Annotated in this window: 19 protein-coding genes and 1 tRNA gene; 13 read left to right on the forward strand and 7 right to left on the reverse strand. The window is 59.5% G+C overall.

Annotation, left to right across the window (positions count from 1 at the left end; all coding sequences use genetic code 11):
- Nucleotides 1–599, forward strand: a 599-nt coding sequence (locus HQL98_15750) for a hypothetical protein (protein ID MBF0273501.1), incomplete at its 5' end; no start/stop codon positions are given.
- A 69-nt stretch (nt 600–668) separates the two neighbouring features.
- On the forward strand, nt 669–1,823 hold the full coding sequence (dapE, locus tag HQL98_15755) for a succinyl-diaminopimelate desuccinylase (GenBank protein ID MBF0273502.1): 1,155 nt from the start codon (nt 669–671) through the stop codon (nt 1,821–1,823).
- Nucleotides 1,824–1,977: 154 nt separating this feature from the next.
- Here the strand turns inward: dapE and thiD are convergent, their stop codons facing one another.
- A complete protein-coding gene (gene thiD, locus HQL98_15760) occupies nt 1,978–2,748 on the reverse strand; it encodes a bifunctional hydroxymethylpyrimidine kinase/phosphomethylpyrimidine kinase (protein ID MBF0273503.1) in 771 nt (256 codons plus the stop codon).
- Between the two features lie 110 nt (nt 2,749–2,858).
- Between thiD and HQL98_15765 the strand changes: the two genes are divergently transcribed.
- On the forward strand, nt 2,859–4,442 hold the full coding sequence (locus HQL98_15765; GenBank protein MBF0273504.1) for a phosphoglycerate dehydrogenase: 1,584 nt from the start codon (nt 2,859–2,861) through the stop codon (nt 4,440–4,442).
- A 148-nt stretch (nt 4,443–4,590) separates the two neighbouring features.
- On the opposite strand, the gene HQL98_15770 is transcribed toward HQL98_15765, so the two are convergent.
- Together HQL98_15770 and HQL98_15775 are read right to left on the reverse strand one after the other, a co-directional pair.
- Complete coding sequence (locus tag HQL98_15770) at nt 4,591–5,205, reverse strand: MBL fold metallo-hydrolase (protein ID MBF0273505.1); 615 nt, start codon at nt 5,203–5,205, stop codon at nt 4,591–4,593.
- Between the two features lie 21 nt (nt 5,206–5,226).
- A complete protein-coding gene (locus HQL98_15775) occupies nt 5,227–5,508 on the reverse strand; it encodes a WGR domain-containing protein (GenBank protein ID MBF0273506.1) in 282 nt (93 codons plus the stop codon).
- Nucleotides 5,509–5,637: 129 nt separating this feature from the next.
- On the opposite strand from HQL98_15775, the gene HQL98_15780 reads away from it, so the two are divergent.
- Together HQL98_15780 and HQL98_15785 are read left to right on the forward strand one after the other, a co-directional pair.
- On the forward strand, nt 5,638–6,039 hold the full coding sequence (locus HQL98_15780; protein ID MBF0273507.1) for a M67 family metallopeptidase: 402 nt from the start codon (nt 5,638–5,640) through the stop codon (nt 6,037–6,039).
- A 106-nt stretch (nt 6,040–6,145) separates the two neighbouring features.
- Nucleotides 6,146–6,232, forward strand: a tRNA-Leu gene (locus HQL98_15785).
- A 247-nt stretch (nt 6,233–6,479) separates the two neighbouring features.
- Here HQL98_15785 and dapD read toward each other — a convergent pair.
- Genes dapD through HQL98_15800 form a run of 3 tightly spaced genes read right to left on the reverse strand, consistent with a single transcriptional unit; the run spans nt 6,480 to nt 9,550 of the window.
- On the reverse strand, nt 6,480–7,343 hold the full coding sequence (gene dapD, locus HQL98_15790; GenBank protein MBF0273508.1) for a 2,3,4,5-tetrahydropyridine-2,6-dicarboxylate N-succinyltransferase: 864 nt from the start codon (nt 7,341–7,343) through the stop codon (nt 6,480–6,482).
- A 30-nt stretch (nt 7,344–7,373) separates the two neighbouring features.
- Nucleotides 7,374–8,600 carry a succinyldiaminopimelate transaminase gene (gene dapC / locus HQL98_15795; protein MBF0273509.1) on the reverse strand — a complete coding sequence of 409 codons (1,227 nt, stop codon included), beginning with the start codon at nt 8,598–8,600 and terminating at the stop codon, nt 7,374–7,376.
- The gene (locus HQL98_15800) at nt 8,597–9,550 is read right to left on the reverse strand and encodes a murein peptide amidase A (protein MBF0273510.1); all 954 of its coding nucleotides are present in this window, start codon (nt 9,548–9,550) and stop codon (nt 8,597–8,599) included. Before HQL98_15800 ends, dapC begins: the two co-directional genes overlap by 4 nt.
- A gap of 443 nt (nt 9,551–9,993) precedes the next feature.
- Between HQL98_15800 and HQL98_15805 the strand changes: the two genes are divergently transcribed.
- The 5 genes from HQL98_15805 (at nt 9,994) to HQL98_15825 (ending at nt 13,794) form a co-directional block, all read left to right on the forward strand.
- Nucleotides 9,994–10,887 carry a D-alanyl-D-alanine carboxypeptidase family protein gene (locus HQL98_15805; GenBank protein MBF0273511.1) on the forward strand — a complete coding sequence of 298 codons (894 nt, stop codon included), beginning with the start codon at nt 9,994–9,996 and terminating at the stop codon, nt 10,885–10,887.
- A complete protein-coding gene (folK, locus tag HQL98_15810; GenBank protein MBF0273512.1) occupies nt 10,856–11,560 on the forward strand; it encodes a 2-amino-4-hydroxy-6-hydroxymethyldihydropteridine diphosphokinase in 705 nt (234 codons plus the stop codon). The genes HQL98_15805 and folK overlap by 32 nt, the downstream gene beginning before the upstream one ends.
- 115 nt (nt 11,561–11,675) lie before the next feature.
- Nucleotides 11,676–12,479 (forward strand): 3-methyl-2-oxobutanoate hydroxymethyltransferase, encoded by an 804-nt coding sequence (gene panB / locus HQL98_15815; GenBank protein ID MBF0273513.1) that lies wholly within the window; start codon nt 11,676–11,678, stop codon nt 12,477–12,479.
- Nucleotides 12,480–12,520: 41 nt separating this feature from the next.
- Nucleotides 12,521–13,396, forward strand: coding sequence for a pantoate--beta-alanine ligase (locus tag HQL98_15820; GenBank protein ID MBF0273514.1), 876 nt, complete (start codon nt 12,521–12,523; stop codon nt 13,394–13,396).
- Nucleotides 13,397–13,416: 20 nt separating this feature from the next.
- Nucleotides 13,417–13,794: an aspartate 1-decarboxylase gene (locus tag HQL98_15825; protein MBF0273515.1), complete on the forward strand. Its 378-nt coding sequence runs from the start codon at nt 13,417–13,419 to the stop codon at nt 13,792–13,794.
- A gap of 74 nt (nt 13,795–13,868) precedes the next feature.
- Here HQL98_15825 and HQL98_15830 read toward each other — a convergent pair whose 3' ends face one another.
- The gene (locus HQL98_15830; protein ID MBF0273516.1) at nt 13,869–15,290 is read right to left on the reverse strand and encodes a M48 family metalloprotease; all 1,422 of its coding nucleotides are present in this window, start codon (nt 15,288–15,290) and stop codon (nt 13,869–13,871) included.
- 120 nt (nt 15,291–15,410) lie between these two features.
- On the opposite strand from HQL98_15830, the gene fliJ reads away from it, so the two are divergent.
- From fliJ to HQL98_15845, 3 genes are all read left to right on the forward strand, one after another.
- On the forward strand, nt 15,411–15,878 hold the full coding sequence (gene fliJ / locus HQL98_15835; protein ID MBF0273517.1) for a flagellar export protein FliJ: 468 nt from the start codon (nt 15,411–15,413) through the stop codon (nt 15,876–15,878).
- On the forward strand, nt 15,875–16,582 hold the full coding sequence (locus tag HQL98_15840) for a hypothetical protein (protein ID MBF0273518.1): 708 nt from the start codon (nt 15,875–15,877) through the stop codon (nt 16,580–16,582). The genes fliJ and HQL98_15840 overlap by 4 nt, the downstream gene beginning before the upstream one ends.
- 670 nt (nt 16,583–17,252) lie before the next feature.
- The coding region (locus HQL98_15845; protein MBF0273519.1) for a flagellin at nt 17,253–17,718 on the forward strand (466 nt) is incomplete at its 3' end.

A 17,718-nucleotide genomic window follows, 5' to 3' on the forward strand; every position in this document is an offset into this window, starting at 1 on the left:
CGGCCCCGACTCCGACCCCAGCTCCGGCCCCGGCGCTGACCCCAGCCCCGGCCCCGACCCCAGCCCCATCTTCGGATTCGGCCCCGACCCCAGCCCCATCTTCGGATTCGGCCCCGACACAGGTTCCGACACCGGCCTCGACCAACGCGGCGGATGCGCCTGTGCCTGAAGCGGTGCCAGCTCCGGCTTCGACAGTCGTTGTTCCTTCGGGACCGGTTGCGCCTTCCGATCCGGTGGTCACGCCGGGTATGGAAAATCGTTTATTGGCGTCGATGGTCTTTCCGCGCCGTCCCATCCAGTTTCCCACCGATCCGGAAGAGAGCCCGTCCGAATCGCCTGCGCCCATTCACGCCACCCGCACGGTGGTGGTGGATCTGCCCAAACTCAATTTGCACTCCATGCCCTCCTTTCAGGGTACGCTGCTGAAGGAGTTGCATCAGGGCGTTGATCTCATCGTGCATTGGGGGGAAAATGGTTGGTTGCAGGTTACGGATTCCACCAATACCACAGGTTGGGTGATGGCTTTCGCCACCCGGGACGCCTCCACCCGACAACGCATCACGGTGCGGGAGACTTTCTCCCCGGCTGTACCCAAATGACTCCCTGGGGGAAGTTTTTTTCCTTCAGGATTCCCCGATTGATTGTGCATCCCAGGTGAGTGGACCATCATGAACCATCCCGCCAGTACCGATACCACCGAACTCGCCGCCCAACTGGTGCGTGTTCCTTCCGTCACACCGGTGGATGCGGGCTGTCAGGCCATTGTCCAGCAGCGTCTGCAACAGGCGGGATTCACTGTGCATTCCTTGCGTTTCGGCGGGGTGGACAATCTGTACGCCCGCATCGGCACCACAGGCAGCAATCTGTGTCTGGCGGGGCATACCGATGTGGTCTCTCCGGGCAATCCCGCCCATTGGCAGTGTGGCCCTTTTGCCGGAGAGATTCACGACGGGCAGCTCGTGGGGCGGGGGGTGGCCGACATGAAGGGGGGAGTGGCGGCCATGATCGTGGCGGCGGAACGGTTTTTAAAGTCACGTCCGGATTTTCGTCATTCGATTTCTTTTTTGATCACCGGCGACGAAGAGGGAGAGGCCACCCAGGGCACCGTGAAAGTGTTGGAATGGTTGCGGGAAAAAGGGGAAAGCCTGGATTTTTGTCTGGTGGGGGAGCCGACCAGCGATGCGGTGTTGGGGGATCAATACAAGAATGGACGCCGTGGCTCGTTGAACGGGGAGATTCGTTTTCTGGGTCGTCAAGGGCATGTGGCCCATCCCCATTTGGCCAACAATCCGATTCATCGGGCCATGCCGCTTTTGGCGCAATTGGCGGTGTTGCGTTTCGACGAAGGCAGTGCGGATTTTCCCCCCACCTCTTTGCAGCTCACCACCATCCATGCCGGGGATGCCACCACCAACAATGTGATTCCCAGTCTGTTGATCGTGCGGTTCAACATTCGTTTCGGCACGGCCAGCACTCCGGAATCGTTGGAAAAGGCCATTCGGGGGGTGTTGGATGCGGATGGTTGCGAGTATGAACTGTTTTTGGAGGTTTCGGGATTGCCCTTTTTGACCCAAACCGGTGTGTTGGGGCATTGTCTGGAGGAGGCGACACGGGAGGTTCTGGGGATCACACCCCGGCCTTCCACCGGGGGAGGCACTTCCGATGCCCGATTCATCTCCCGCGATTGTCCTCAGACTTTGGAGTTGGGACTGGTGGGGCGAACCATTCACAAGGTCAACGAATCGGCCCCGGTGGCCGATCTGGAGGCGTTGAGCCGGGTCTATCAGCGGCTGATGGAGCGACTGTTCGACGCGCTGCCGTGACCATTGAAAAAAAAAGAGAGGGTCTGGGAGATTCATCTCCCAGGGTTTTGATCTTTTGATTTTAAAAAATAATATTTTTATGATTGTTGATTGATTTTTAAAGTCAAAACCCTGGAGGATGAATCCTCCAGACCACCTCTTTTTTTTCAATAGGTTATCGCCATAGCAGTCTTTGGCCGGCCCCCAGAGACAGGCTATGCTCCATGGCGTCACGCAACCAGATTCGCCCCGCCGTCACCGCCTCCATCACCGACAACCCCTTGGCCAGACCCGCCGCGATGGCCGATGCCAACGTGCAACCCGTGCCGTGAAAACCCGGACCCGGCAGACGGCGATCCTGAAACAACCGACTCTCCGCCCCGTTTTCCAACCAGTCCTTGGCCATCTCCCCGTCCAGATGCCCCCCCTTGAGCAATACCGCTCCCGCCCCCATCTGTCGCAGTTGTCGCGCCGCCTCTTGCATTTGGTCCATCGTGGTCACCGACAGACCGGTCAAGGCCGCCGCCTCTGGCAGATTGGGAGTCAACAGGGTGGTGCGGGGCACCAGTTCCCTGCGATAGCTCTCCAGTCCACCGGGTTCCAGCAGAATGCCACCCCCGGTCCCGGCCAACACCGGATCCGCCACCAGCGGAATATCCGGATATTCCGCCAGCACTCCCGCCACGGCACGGGTGATCTCTCCCGTGGCCAGCATCCCCAACTTGACACAATCGGCGCCGATATCCTCCAGACAGGCCCGCATCTGCGCGATCACCAATTCCGCGGGCAGAGGCACCACCCGGGAAACCGATCCGGTATCCTGGACCGTGATGGCCGTGATCGCCGTCATGCCATAGACCCCCAACGCCGTCACCACCTTCAAATCCGCCTGGATTCCGGCCCCGGCCACCGGGTCGGAACCGGCCACGATCAACACCCGTGCCATGCTTGTCCGCTTGTCACCCATCTTGAGGTGTGTTAATATTGCATGCTGTGGATTTTGATCGATTTTCAATGGACTATTCCCCCCCATGTAAGGAAACAGGAAACGCCGCCATGCCAAAGGTACTCATCTCCGACAAAATGTCCTCCGAAGCCGAAGCCGCCTTCAAAGCCCGTGGCGTGGAGGTGGATTATAAGCCGGGATTGAGTCCCGAGGAATTGAAATCGATTCTGCCGGAATACGATGGTATCGCCATCCGTTCCGCCACCAAACTGACCGCCGAACTCATCGAAGCTGCCACCAATCTCAAGGTGATCGGACGGGCCGGCATCGGTGTGGATAACGTCAACATTCCCGCCGCCTCCAAGCGCGGGGTGATCGTGATGAACGCTCCCTTTGGCAACGCCACCACCACCGCCGAATTGACCGTGGCCCTCGCCCTGGCCGCAGCCCGTCACATTCCGGCGGCCACGGCTTCCACCCGTCTGGGCAAATGGGAAAAGAACGGTTTCATGGGACGGGAGTTGTCGGGCAAGGTGTTGGGCATCATCGGCACGGGCAATATCGGTTCCCTGGTGGTGGATCGTTTTCTGGGGCTGAAAATGCGGGTGTTGGCTTTTGATCCCTTCATCAGCAATCAGCGGGCGGAGGATCTGGGGGTGACCTTGTGTCCCACCCTGGAGGAGTTTTGGCCCCAGATCGATGTGTTGACCGTTCACACTCCCCTGATTCCCGCCACCCGTCACATCGTCAACGCCGACGCCTTCGAGCGCATGAAAAAGGGCGTGATCGTGGTCAACTGCGCCCGTGGCGGCATCATCGATGAGACTGCCCTGTATCATGCCCTGAAATCTGGCAAGGTATTCGCCGCTGGTCTGGATGTGTTCGAGCAGGAACCCGCCAAGGAAAGTCCTCTGTTTGAACTCGACAACGTGGTGTTCACCCCCCATCTTGGCGCCTCGACCCATGAGGCCCAGGTCAAGGTGGCGGTACAGATCGCCGAGCAGATCGCCGATTATCTCCTCAAGGGCACGGTTCAGAACGCCTTGAACATTCCGGCGGTTTCGGAAGGGGAGTTGTCCACGTTGCGTCCCTATCTGAATCTGGCGGACAAGCTGGGTACCACCCTGGGGCAGTTGACCGAGTCGGGCATCAAGCGCATCGAGGTGTTGTACGAAGGGGAGGTCTCCACCCTGAGCCGCAAGCCCATTACCAATATGGTGCTCAACAGCCTGTTGAAACCCATGCTGGCGGGAGTCAATCTGGTCAATGCGCCGTTGCTGGCCGAGGAACGGGGTATCGAGGTGGTGGAGGCGGTACGTCGTCATTCCCACAAAGGTTTCACCTCCGCGTTGGGGGTGACCATCACCACCGAAACCAGTGAGCGTTGCATCACCGGCACGCTGCTTTATGGCAAGGAACCGCGCATTGTGGCCATGAGCAATATTCCCATCGAGGCCACGCCCGAGGGCAATCTGTTGTTCGTGGCCAACAACGATGCGCCTGGTCTGATCGGACGGGTGGGAACCATTCTGGGTGAGGCGCAGATCAATATCGCCAACTTCCATCTGGGTCGTCAGGATATCGGCGGACGCGCCATTGCCTTTATCAATGTGGATCAGGATGTGCCGCTGGAGGTGATGAAGCGTCTGGAAACCGTCCCCAACGTGCTGGAAGTGAAGCTGGTCCGCTATTAAAAAAAAGAAGGGGTCTGGGGGATTCTTCCCCCAGGGTTTTGACTTTAAAAATAAAAATTTACAGATTTGTAATTTTTAAAGTCAAAAAATTAAAACCCTGGGAGATAAATCTCCCAGGCCCTCTCTTTTTTTCAATGGTGTCGTTTTTTTAAAACGCGCCGGTGAGAAAGGGATTGCTGCGGCGTTCCCGTCCCAGGGTGGTGGAGGGACCGTGACCCGGATGACATCTCACCCCGTCTCCCAAAGTGAGCAGTCGCGTGCGAATCGAGTGCATCAACTGTTCGTGATCCCCGCCCGGCAGGTCGGTGCGTCCGATGGATCCGGCAAACAACGTATCCCCGACCAGCAGATCATCCCCGCAACGCAGACACACCCCCCCCGGGGTGTGGCCCGGTGTATGGATCACTTCCAAGGTCAAGCCGGCGATGCGCAACATTTCCTTGTCCTGGATGGTTCGATCGATGGTCGGCACCGCACCGAAGGGCAGACCCCAGGTTGCCGCATGACGGGCTGAATTTTCGATCAGAAACCGATCCGCCTCATGAATCCAGAACGGTATTCCGGTCAAACGTTTCAACTCGGCCACGCCGCCGACGTGATCGAAATGACCATGGGTGCAGACGATATGGGTAGGCTTGAGTCGCAAATGTTTCAATCGGTCGAGGATTTTGTTGGCGTCTCCACCCGGATCCACCACCACGGCCTCGCCGCTGACCGGATCTCCGAGCAGTTGACAGTTGACCTGAAGCGGTCCGGTTTCCATGATTTCATGCACGCGGGTCATCTATTGGGCTCCTTGAGTCAGCAATCCGGCCATGGACGGGCTCATTCCTTCGCGCATCATGGCCTGGTACCCCTTGTCGAGGAGTTCGGTTTCGATGGCGAGCATGGCTTCCATGGCCAGTTCATAGGCGTCGTAGGGGGTTTGGCGCAGGGTGCCGGGTGATCCGGAACGTCCCCATTCCCGGATAACATGCCATCGTCCCAACAGATCCCTTTGAATCTGAATGGAATAATAAAGCACTGCACCCGTGACCGGGTTGGGTCGTTGCAGATAGACTTTCATGAGAGGCCAGACAATAATCCGTGAATGGATGGACCACAATGGCTAAAAGAGGCCACCCGACAGTTGATTTCTTTTTCACAATACACTATTTTCTGAAAGATTGCTCCCCCCGAACCGTGTGACAAGGCGATGTGGATCATTTCTCGAATTCTGGTCAACAAGATTCTCGCCCATGCGCAGCGTTCCTTGCCCCGTGAATGCGTTGGCGTACTGGCCGGTCAGGGGCGGGAGGCGCTCTCCTGGCACCCCTTGACCAACATCGCCCCAGGGGAACAGACTTTCCTGGCGGATTCCAACGAGCAGATCCGGCTTTTCCGGGAACTGCGGGAGCAGGGGCGGGAAGTGGTGGCCATCTACCACAGCCATCCGAAAGGACCGGCGCAACCCTCCTCCATGGATCGGGAGCTGGCGGTCTATCCGGACGCCTTGATGCTGGTGGTGGGCATGCAAACCGATGGCCGTCTGGAAATGAATGGTTTTTTGAACCGCGATGGCCGTCTTGAACCACAAGAGGTGACCATCCGGGATTGAGCCACTTCCGTTGCTTGTGGCGGGATGTGGGTTGTTGGATTGTACCTTTGGGCGGATTCCTGGGCAGATCTCCCGGATCCGGCTTCAAACACACACAGTCGGCTTTGCCCTCGTGGCGGAACAGGTAGACGCATCGGACTTAAAATCCGCTGACCGAAAGGTCGTCCCGGTTCGATTCCGGGCGTGGGCACCAAATCATTTTTTCAAAAAATGTGGATTGAAGTGTAAAAATCCCGCAAGAAGTCAAGACTTGCGGGATTTTTTGCGTGCGTTTCAAAGCAGGCCAATTGGCGCATGGTCACGTATTTCAGCATATTGAACATGTTGTATTGTATGACTGATTATTTAAAGAATTAAATTCCCCATGGCGATACCACCGGCAACTCCCCCCTGTTTTCCGGTCGTCGGGTGACGATCGGAAAACAGGGGGGAGGAGAGCATCAGAACTCCCGCAGCAGTTCGTTGATGCCGGTTTTGGAGCGGGTGCGCTCGTCCACGGTTTTGACGATCACGGCGCAGTAGAGATTGGGACCGGGTTCGCCATTGGGCAGGGGTTTGCCGGGCATGGTGCCGGAGACCACCACCGAGTAGGGGGGGACATAGCCCAGGTGGATTTCACCGGTATTGCGGTCCACGATACGGGTGGACGCCCCCAGATAGACCCCCATGGAGATCACCGAGCCTGTGCCCACGATCACCCCTTCCGCCACTTCGGCGCGAGCGCCGATGAAGCAATTGTCCTCGATGATCACCGGATTGGCCTGCAAAGGTTCCAGCACGCCGCCGATGCCCACGCCGCCGGACAGATGGACATTCTTGCCGATCTGGGCGCAGGAGCCCACCGTGGACCAGGTATCCACCATGGTGGCGGAATCCACATAGGCGCCGATGTTGATGTAGCAGGGCATCAGCACCGCCTTGGGGGCGATGAAGCAGCCCCGGCGGGCGATGGCCGAGGGGACCACCCGGATGCCCGCCTCCCGGAACTGTTTTTTCTTCCAGGTGGTGAATTTCAGCGGCACCTTGTCGAACCAGCGGGCGTCACCGGCGCGGATGGTGGTGTTGTCGTGAATCTTGAAGTAGAGCAGCACCGCCTTTTTGACCCATTGGTTGACCATCCAGCCATGGGTGGCCCCTTCGGGAGCCGGAGTGTCGGCGGGAACGGGCTGGGCCACCCGCAACCGGCCCTGGTCCAGGTCGTCGATGACACCGAGAATGATCTGACGCAAGGTGGCATCGCAATCGGGACCGATGTTGGCGCGGTCTTCCCAGGCCGCTTCAATGATGGTTTGTGGATCGGACACTCAAGATCTCCTTGTGGCTGGAGGTGGATTTCAGGATTGAAGTTCCTTGGCGCAGGAGGCAATGCGCTGCATGGCGTCGCGGTTTTCTTCCACCGAGGCCACCAGGGCCACCCGGAGGCACCCTTCTCCGGGATTGCCGCTGGCGCCGGGATGGGTGGCGTGTCCCGTGGAGCGGCTCAGATAGGCCCCCGGGAGCGTGGTCACATTGTAGCGGTCATAGAGACGATGGGCAAAGCGTTCTCCGCCACCCGGCACCTGCAACCACAGATAGAAACCCGCGTCCGGCGCCCGGACCGGCAGCACCGGGGAGAGGATTTCCAGGGCGTCGGCGAGTTTTTGTCGATAGATGGCGCGGTTTTCTGCCACATGGGATTCGTCTTTCCAGGCGGCGATGGCAGCCCGCTGGATGAAAGGCGGGGTGGAGCATCCGGTATAGGTTCGGAGTTGTTGATATTTTTTCAAGATGGTCGGGTCGCCGGCCACGAATCCGCTGCGGGCGCCGGGGAGGTTGGAGCGCTTGGACAGGGAGTGGAAGGCCACGCAGCGTTGAAAATCCTTGCGTCCGGCGCGCCAGGCGGCCTGAAGAATGCCGGGAGGCGGGCTGTTGTACCAGATTTCCGAGTAGCACTCGTCGGAGACGATGACGAAATTGTGACGGTCCGCCAATTGGATAAGGGTTTGTAACCGTTCCAGGGAGAAGGCGGCCCCGGTGGGGTTGGAGGGGGTACACAGATACAGCAGTTGCACCCGGTCGAGCAGGGCGGGGGGCAGGGCGCCGAAGTCGGGCAGGAATCCTTCCGAGGCGCTGGCGTTCATGTAGATCGGTTCCGCATGGGCCATGATGGCCGCCCCTTCGTAGATCTGATAGAAGGGATTGGGCATCAGGATGGCGGGTTTGGAACGGTTTTTCGGGGCGGGATCCACCACGGCCTGGGCGATGGAGAACAGCGCCTCGCGGGTGCCGTTGACCGGCAACAGGTGACGATCCGGATCCAGGGCGCCGGACTGGAGCTGAAAACGGGTTTCGGTCCATTGACAGGCGGCCTGACGCAGTTCCGGCATGCCCTGAGTCGAGGGATAGCGGGAGACCTCGTGGAGCGAGTCCCGCATGGCGTCGAGCAGAAAGGGGGCCGGAGGATGTTTGGGTTCGCCGATGGACAGATTGATCGGCGACAGGGTGGACGAGGTGACGTTGGCCAGCAGAACGGCCAGTTTTTCAAACGGATAAGGTTCCAGAAGGTTCAGGAGTGGATTCATGGTCGTGGGCGTTCCAGGGTGAGGGTTTTTCTGGGTTTGCGGTCGTAGACGTGCCCACGGATCCATTGGACCATATCGGACCACATGGAGGTGATTTCCGTTGGATTGGGCAGGACTCCCGCAAAGGGGAGTTCGATGGTGATGATGGGCAACTTTTTTTGGATGCCCGCGAATCGTCCCAAAGAACCAGGATAGGTGCCGAGCAGGGTCAGGTAAAGGGCGCCGAGTCGTTCCGGCGGGGTTGTGGGGGGACCGTCGAAGTCGAGCAGTCCGAAGGGGGCATGGAGGGAGACGATGGCGTTGGGACGGAATCGTTCGATCTCTTCGGCGACCCAGCGGGATTCGGGTTCGCTCAACGGGGCGGGACCGGGGTAGCGACGGGGATCGCTGTTGGTTTTGTTCATCCAATAGTCGCGGCTTTCCCGTTGCCAGTCGGTGGTGGGAAAGTTGCGGTTCAGATCCACCCCGTGGGCGTTGGTGCGTTGCGAGGCCTCCCGCAGCAGGCCGTCGGGGTTGACCAGTGGGACGATGCGCCAGTGGAACAGGCCGGAGTGGTGAGCATCGAGAATTTCCATCCATTTGAACACGATGCTCACCGAGGAGTATTCATCCCCGTGGATGCCTCCCAGCAGCAGCACCCGGGCCTGGGGGGGGCGACTGGGTTGGGGCGGGTACTCTTTGATCAGAATGGGCAGTCCGTTGACCGAATGGGCGCCGGTGGCTTGCAGATTGAAATTCTGGCAGGCCATGGGATCGACACTGCGCAATTTGCCGCCGATTTTTGCGCACATCTCCGCCGCGGAGAGGGAAGGAGTGATTTTTTCTGTTTTTTTGGAGGGTTCGTGTGTGATATTTTCCTTGACGGCATCCTGAACGATTTCGTCCATGGCGTCATGGGTGGAGAGGTTGGAAGGATCCTCGGCCTGGACCAGACCAGTCAACAGAACCATCAGCAAGCCGATTGCCGTCAGCTGGAAAAACAGCCGCGGCAAAGACGCGGGTAACCTGTGTCCGGTCTGGTGTCGGGGGCTGACCCGGTGATGGCGCGGATGGGATGCGGGCATGAGTGACGCATTGCTGGAGGAAATGGGAACGTTCTCTTTCTTTATAGATACGCTCGCTTTGTACCCCACAAGGGGAGGCGCGTCAAAGCGAAATGCGCGGAAATCGGCTGGATCGGGGGATATTTTTGCAGCTTTTATGTTGATACGGGCAATATGGCAAAATTATTGCTTGGTTGGTGTGGACGCGCCGCCGCGCATCTGTGTGTGGAGTGGACCATGGCCTTTATGCCGGAAAGGGTGGTATGATACTTCCATGATCGGGAAATCACGCGGACGACGAATGTCTGGACAAGACGATCTCAATCAATAAGGCATCGGACTTGAACACCATGGATAGACGGAGTTTTCTGAAAATCTTGACAGCAGGTACGATCGGATCGCTTCCGTTCGGCCAGGAGGCGTGGGCGGCTGCGGCATCCTCTCGTCCTGCCGGTCCCTTGCCCAAATCCAAGGCCACTCCCGATTCCCGGGACGACGATCTGGACGCCTATCTGCACAAGGTGCGCTATTTCAACGAGGACCATCCCGATGACGTGTTCTTGAAAGAAGAACAACTCAATCTGCTGCTCTCCTCGGTCAAACGGTTCAACCGCATCCAGAAAATGGTCGGGTTTGGCAACTTCTATCTGTTGGATTTCGATCAGGCGGTCTATATCGCTCGGACCCAAACCGAAGTCGGCCCCTTCACGGTGGAGGAACTCAACTTCCTCGAACAGCTTTTTTACGCCAGCGCCTCGGAATACGGCTTCTACGGGGAAAAACCGTTGCGCAACCTCACGGACCGCATCCCCATGCAAGAGGTGGTCAAGCTGCAAGGCACCGGAAATTATCTCTTCCGTGGACAGCCCGAGGCGATCTATCAACATCTGCGCAAGGAACTGGGGGATCAGGTGGTGCTCACCTCCGGAGTGCGCAGCGTGATCAAGCAGTTTCTGCTCTTTCTTACCAAGGTGGCCGACAGCAATGGCAACCTTTCCAGAGCTTCCCGTTCCCTGGCGCCTCCGGGATACTCCTATCACGGCGTGAGCGATTTCGACGTGGGACAGGCCGGTCTGGGTGCGTTCAACTTCACCGAACGTTTCGTGACCACGCCGGTCTTTCACCGTCTGCGGGATCTGGGTTATCTGCGCCTGCGCTATCCCCGGGACAATCTGTTGGGAGTGCGCTTTGAACCCTGGCACATCAAGGTGAATGTCCAAGGCGACGCCAGCGGACGGATCTAGGTTCGGCTCCCGCCTGACGCGGGTGGCCTGGATCGGTCTCGGAGGCAATCGCAGGGACTCTTTGGCCCTGTTGTTGCGCGCCCTCCAGCGTCTGCGACACCATCGGGGAGTGGATCGTTTGACCCTCTCTCCCCTCTATCTGACCCAGCCGGTGGGGCCGGTGCAGGCCCAATCCTGGTTCGTCAACGGGGTGGCCGTGGTGGAAACCCGCCTCGGGGCCTCGGCTCTGCTCTCTTTGTTGTCCCGGATCGAAACCGCCGCAGGACGCAACCGGAAACACGAAATCCATTGGGGCCCCCGTCCCCTGGATCTGGACCTGCTGTTTCATGGCCAGCGGGTGATGCGTACCCGAACCCTCGTGCTGCCCCATCCCCGCTTGCATCGGCGACGCTTCGTTTTGCAACCCATGGCCGACTTGGCTCCTGGATGGATTCATCCCCGCTTCGGTAAAACCATTGACACCTTGCTCCGGGAAGTCGATGATACGGCCCGGATCATCCCTTGGAGTGAATGGGCGCGGACTCCCGTCATGGATGGATCCTCAAGAGCCGCGACCCTGCCCGTTATCCCAAGGATGTGTGTCATGCGGGGATTTTCGTCTGCCCCGTTTCAACCCAAACCTAGCGGGACGCCTGGATCACCCTTCGTGGGGGACCGGGACGGACTTTCATGAAGCGATTCTTTTCTGCGGCACTTCTCCTTTTGGTTGATCATGTGACGGCGCTCCGGGTTGTACCAGTCCGGGTTGCGCGGCCCCGTGCGTTGCGGTCGGACCCACGGAGGGGACTTTGACTCCCCGGGTGACGGTCCCGGAACTGGGGCGCATGAAACGGGACGGACGACGCATCGTTTGCGTGACGGCTTATGACTATACCTTCGCCCGTCTGTTCGAGCAGGCCGGGGTGGAGATTTTGTTGGTGGGTGACTCCCTGGGCATGGTGATTCTGGGCCATGAGACCACCTTGCCGGTCACCCTGGATCAGATGATCCATCACACCACTGCGGTGGTGCGGGGAGCCTCCCGTGCTCTGGTGGTGTGCGACATGCCTTTCGGTGTCTGTCACGGGCCGGGTCATGTGGTCATGGACGCGGCGGTGCGGATCCTCAAAGAGAGCGGTTGTCAGGCGGTCAAGCTCGAAGGGGGGGTGCGCATGGTCGAAACCATCCGGTTTCTGGCCGATCACCACATCCCGGTCATGGCCCATGTGGGCTTGACCCCCCAGTCGGTGCATGCTTTTGGCGGATTCAAGGTGCAGGGTCGGGGGGATGCGGCGGCGCAGGTGTTGGAAGATGCCCTGGCCGTGGAGCGCGCCGGAGCTTTCGCCGTGATTCTGGAGGGGATTCCCTCCGCTTTGGCTCAGAGTATCACCGGGCAACTGGCCATTCCCACCATCGGCATCGGCGCCGGTCCGGCGTGTGACGGGCAGGTGTTGGTGGGATATGACCTGTTGGGGCTTTTCGACGGCGTGCGGCCCCGTTTCGTCAAGCACTATCTGGAAGGGGGGCAGGGGATCGTCGATGCCGTGGGCCGCTTCGCCGACGAGGTGCGCTCCGGCGCGTTCCCCGGTCCCGAACACGGCTTCGCCGGTTGATCGTGGCTCTTTGACCAGACAACGAGAACATAAAAAACATCATGGAACTTCTGACCGATTCGATGGCCCTGGCCCACTGGCGCGGGGCGTGTCGTCAGCAGGGCGGAGCCATTGGTTTCGTCCCCACCATGGGTGCTTTGCATCCGGGTCATCTCAGCCTGATCCGCGCCGCCCGGGAGCAGTGTACCCATGTGGTGGCCTCGATTTTCGTCAATCCCACCCAGTTCGGTCCCAACGAGGATTTTGCCCGTTATCCCCGCACCCTGGAGGCGGATCGGGAGATGCTGGAGAGCGTCGGCTGTGATGCTGTGTATCTGCCATCGGTCTCCGAAATCTATCCCGAAGGCTTCCAGACCACCATCCGGGTCGAGCCCCTCGCTTTGGATCTGTGTGGGCGGTCGAGACCGGGGCATTTCGATGGGGTGGCGGGGGTGGTGACGATCCTGTTCAACCGGGTGCGGCCCGATGTGGCCTTTTTCGGGTTGAAGGACTATCAGCAGTTTTTGTTGATTCGGCGTCTGGTGACGGATCTGGTTTTGCCGTTGCGCGTGGTGGGGGTGCCCACCGTGCGGGAGGCGGATGGATTGGCCATGTCGAGTCGCAACCGTTATCTTGGCCCGGAGGATCGGGTGCGGGCCACGGCCTTGCATCGGGGATTGCTGGCGGCCCGGCAGGCCTGGCGGGCTGGCGAGCGGCAGGTGGCGGTGTTGGAGCGTGTGGCCCGGGGTGTGCTTGAGCAGGCCGGCATCGAGACGGTGGAATATGTGGCGGTACGCGAGGCACACACCTTGCGGGGGGTCACCCAGGTCGCGGATCACGACGATGTCGTGATGCTGATGGCTGCCCGTGTGGGAGGAGCGCGTTTGATCGACAACATGGTGTTGTCACGCGAGGATGGAGCGGAATTGTCAATCTGAGCCATAAAGGGATTTGGAGGATGGAGATTACTCTGCTGAAATGCAAGTTGCATCGGGCCACGGTCACCGAGACCCATGTGGACTACGAGGGTTCGTGCGCCATCGATGAAACGTTGATGGAACGGGCCGGATTGCGTGAATTTGAACAGATTCATCTGTGGAATGTCACCAATGGGGAGCGGTTGACCACCTATGCCATCCGTGCCGCCCGTGACAGTGGTACCATTTCGGTCAACGGTTCGGCGGCCCACAAGGCCAGAAACGGGGATATTCTGATCATCGCCGCGTTCGTCGCCATGACCCCCGAGGAGGCGGATGCCTTCGCGCCCACGTTGGTGTATGTGGATGCGGCCAATCGCGTGAAACAGGTCAGTCGTTCCCTGCCCGCGCAGGTTTGATCACAACCATTCAAAAATAAAGAGGGGATCTGGGGGATTCATCCCCCAGATCCCCTTCTTTTGTTCTCGATCGTTCAGCGGCGTTTGCGTTCTTTTTCCTGGGGTTCGGGTTTGCGTTCCATCTCCTTGGCCAGTTTTTCCTCACGCTGGGCGATGTCTCGTTCCGGCGATCCGGCGGGCAGCAGCCGCATGGCTTCCCGGAAATGCCAGATAGCGTTGTCCCGCTCCTGGATCAACACATTGTGTCGCCCCATGGCTAGGTGTCCCTCCCCCGGGTGTCCGGCCTGACTCTCGCAGATTCCCAACAGATAGAAATAACGCGGCTCGTCCGGATACTGGGCGGCCAATTGACGCAGAATGCGAATGGACTCCAGGGGTTTTTGCTGTTCTTTCAGGGCGAAGGCCAACCGGAATTGCAGATCGGCCTGATCGGGCAATCCGGCGATGGCCGCCTTGAGATCCTGTTCCGCCTCGGCGAAACGACCCATCTCGATGCGGGTCACCCCCCGGTGACGCAGCAGATAGGGATCGTTGGGGTATTGTTTCACCAGGGTGTTGAACAGGGTTTCGGCCTCCGGGAGTTTGCCGGCGGCGCGCAAGGATTCCGCCAGACCTTGTTCCAGGGCCAGATTGCCTGGATCGAGCTTGAGCCGTTCGCGAAACCGTTGAATGCTTTCTTCCGGAGAGTCGTGGGTTTCGGCCTCCAGAATGGCGCGCATCCGGTCCAGCAACTGGTTTTCCTTTTGATCGGGACGGTTGTTTGCGTTGGCCGGCTCTTCCGAGGCCATGCGCTGGGCATCCAGCAGTCGTTCGGTGGTGATGGGATGGGTGAGCAGATAGGGCGGAGGCAGGGAGGCGATCCGTTGTTGCTGCACCAGTCGGTTCATGAATCTGGCCAGTCCGTCGGGATTGAATCCGGTACGGGCCAGCAGCGAGACCGCCAGACGGTCGGCTTGGGACTCTTTGCGACGGATGGACTCCAGCATGTTGGTTTGGGCCGAGGCCATTCCGCCGGTGATCATCGCCTGACTGACCCGTCCGTCACGGGAGGCCACCCCGGCCAGAATGCCGGCGGCGGTGGTGATCAGGGTCTGAATCGACAGCTTCTGAGACAAGGATTCCAGTTGCAGATGGTGCCCGGCCTTGAGATGGCCAATTTCGTGGGCCATGACTCCCGCCAGTTCATCCCGGTCCCGGACCGCCAGCAGCAATCCGCTGTTCAAGACGATATGCCGGTTGAGCATGGCGAAGGCGTTGAGGGTGGGGTTGAGCACCACATGAAACCGCACCTCCTTGGGAGGCAGATCCGCCGCCTGCGCCAAAGGTTCGCCGATGCGCCGCAACAGTTCGGTGGTTTCCGGCCCCATGGCGAGGACCACTAGGTTCGGTTCTTTTTCCGCCCCCCGCAACGGGGCCGGATGGAACAGCCAAAGGGCCAGCAGGGGCAACAGCATCACCCTGGCGGGGTTGCGGAGTCTGTGCGTGATGATGGGCATGATAATTGCTAAGATTTTAGAAGGGTTGATGGTCCGCATGGATCAAAGTGTGCGTCATGCGGACGGGAATGGCGAGTCTCCATCGCGTATCGGGACCATTTTTTTTGCACTGGAGGGACGGTGAACCGTTTTTCCCGCTTGGAGGAGTTGCGGCGTCTCAAGGAGGAGGCGGCCGGTCAGGCGTTTGCCAGGACTCTGGCGCGTATCGAGGATTTGCGTCAGCGGATCGCGGTATTGGACCGGGAAACCGCCGAGGAGAAAACCGCCGCCATCGACGCCCTGGCCGCTCCTGGACCCGAGCGTCCCGATCCGGGATTGCTGGATGCCTATCTGACGGGTCAGGCGTGGCGGCGTGAACGGCTGGAGATGGCCTTGCGGCGCGCCCAGCAGGAATCGGAGGTGGCCCGCGAGACGTGGCGCGGAACTCGCATGCAGTTGCAACAGGCCGAGGTGTTGGCCAAGAAAGAGGATGTGCGTCAGCAACGCGAGGCGCACCGTCAGGAGTTGAAACAGATGGATATGGTGGCGATTCAGCGGATCGGTCGGGATCCGGACGGTCAGTTTCAGGCAAGGAGGGGTTTGGCGTGAACATTTCCAAACGGACACGCATCATCGTGAGTGTGTCGGCAGTGCTGGTGGTGTTGCTGGCCGGAGCGGTTCCCGCCTGGGTGGCGGAACACGAGGAGAAGGCCAAAAATGCCAAAATGGCCGATTTCGGTCTGGCCAAGGATCCCATCGCCCTGCTGGAGGCATTGGAAAAACGTCGTCTGGCCCTGGATGATCGGGAAAAACTCCAGGAACTGCGGGAGGCGGATCTCAAGCGACTGGAAGAGAAGATGAACAAGCGTATCGCCGCCCTGGAGTTGCTGCGGGAGAACATCCGCGAGGATCTGGCCCGGGAAAAGGTGATGGATGATGCCAACATCAAGCGTCTGGCCAAGATCTACGCGGGCATGAAACCCAAAGCCGCCGCCGCCAGTCTCATGGCCATGGATCGGGAAACGGCGGTCAAGGCCCTCAAGGCGGTGCCGGAAAAGGTGGCGGCCAAGATCCTGAGTCGCATGGATGTGGCCGACGCGGTGCAGTTGTCCGAGGCCATCGGTGTGCCCATCGCGGCCAAACGGGGTGAGGACCAGAACGACGACGGGGCCAAACCGGCCCAGCAATCCCCGGCGGCTCCTCTGCCGAATCTGGCCGCCCAGACCCCCGAGCCTCCCCCGATGGGTGGCGCGGCGACCTCCGCTGGCAAACCTCCCGCACCCCAGGGGGCGCCCATTCCCCAGGCGTTTTGACTTTTTTGGCGACCCGCGCGAAAAGCGTTCAACCCTGGCGCGCGGGTCTCCGATACATGTTTCAAGCGGTGCCGCACCGGCTTCCAGGGGTTGGAAGCCAGCAAAAAAGCGGGAAAAAATAGATTAAACTTCCCGATCCGCCGCACCGATAAGTATCACAAGCAGCCCGGCCAAGGATGGATCGGGAACGGATGACCAGATCACAATGCGGGATTCTGGATCATCACGAAAGGGCTCGGGTTGGCCCTTGAAATGAACAACCCATCTCCAGTCAGGGACGATCACGATACGGAATCCATGTATGGATCCGGGGTCAGGAGGCTCTCACCATGTCTTTCCAATGTTTATCCTCTCGTTGTTCCCGGACCGCTCATCGGTCCAAATCCAAATGCCATGTTGCACGGATGGACCAAACCGTATCCTGATCGGCAGTGATCGGAGGCTTTCAACGCATCGAAAGCGTCTGTGACGACTGAAATGGTGATTTCGGAAGGGATTACTTGCTTCCTGAAAGCGTGTCGATGCGCCTTGTTTGATGGCGTGACCCGGCTTGCAGGAATGTCAGGCACGGACCGGCCTGCTAGTCAATGAGCGGTTCAGCGGTGACCAGGGAAGGAAGTCATTAATCGCGAGATCTCGGCAGCGGGATCCGTCCAGGGAGGATTATAACATGTCTTTTTCCATCGCCACCAATGTCGTTTCCTTGACCGCTCAGCGTAACTTGGCTCAAGCCACCAATTCTTTGGGTACCACTTTCAAACGTCTTTCTTCCGGACTGCGGATCAACAGCGCCAAGGATGATGCGGCGGGTCTGGCGATTTCCACCCGGATGACGGCGCAGATTCGTGGTTTGAATCAGGCGGTGCGCAACGCCAACGACGCCATTTCCATGTCCCAGGTGGCCGAAGGGGCTCTGGACGAAACCAGCAATGCCCTGCAACGCATCCGCGAACTGGCGGTGCAGGCCTCCAACGACACCCTGGTGGCCGCAGATCGCATGGCGATCCAAAAGGAGATCAATCAGCTGCTCTCCGAGATCGACCGCATCTCCGAGCACACCGAATACAACAACCAGGTGCTGCTGAGCGGTGGCTGGGAGACGGCCAAGGTGTTCCAGGTGGGCGCGGATGCGGGCC

The sequence above is a fragment of the Magnetococcales bacterium genome, assembly GCA_015231755.1.
GTDB lineage: Bacteria > Pseudomonadota > Magnetococcia > Magnetococcales > Magnetaquicoccaceae > Magnetaquiglobus.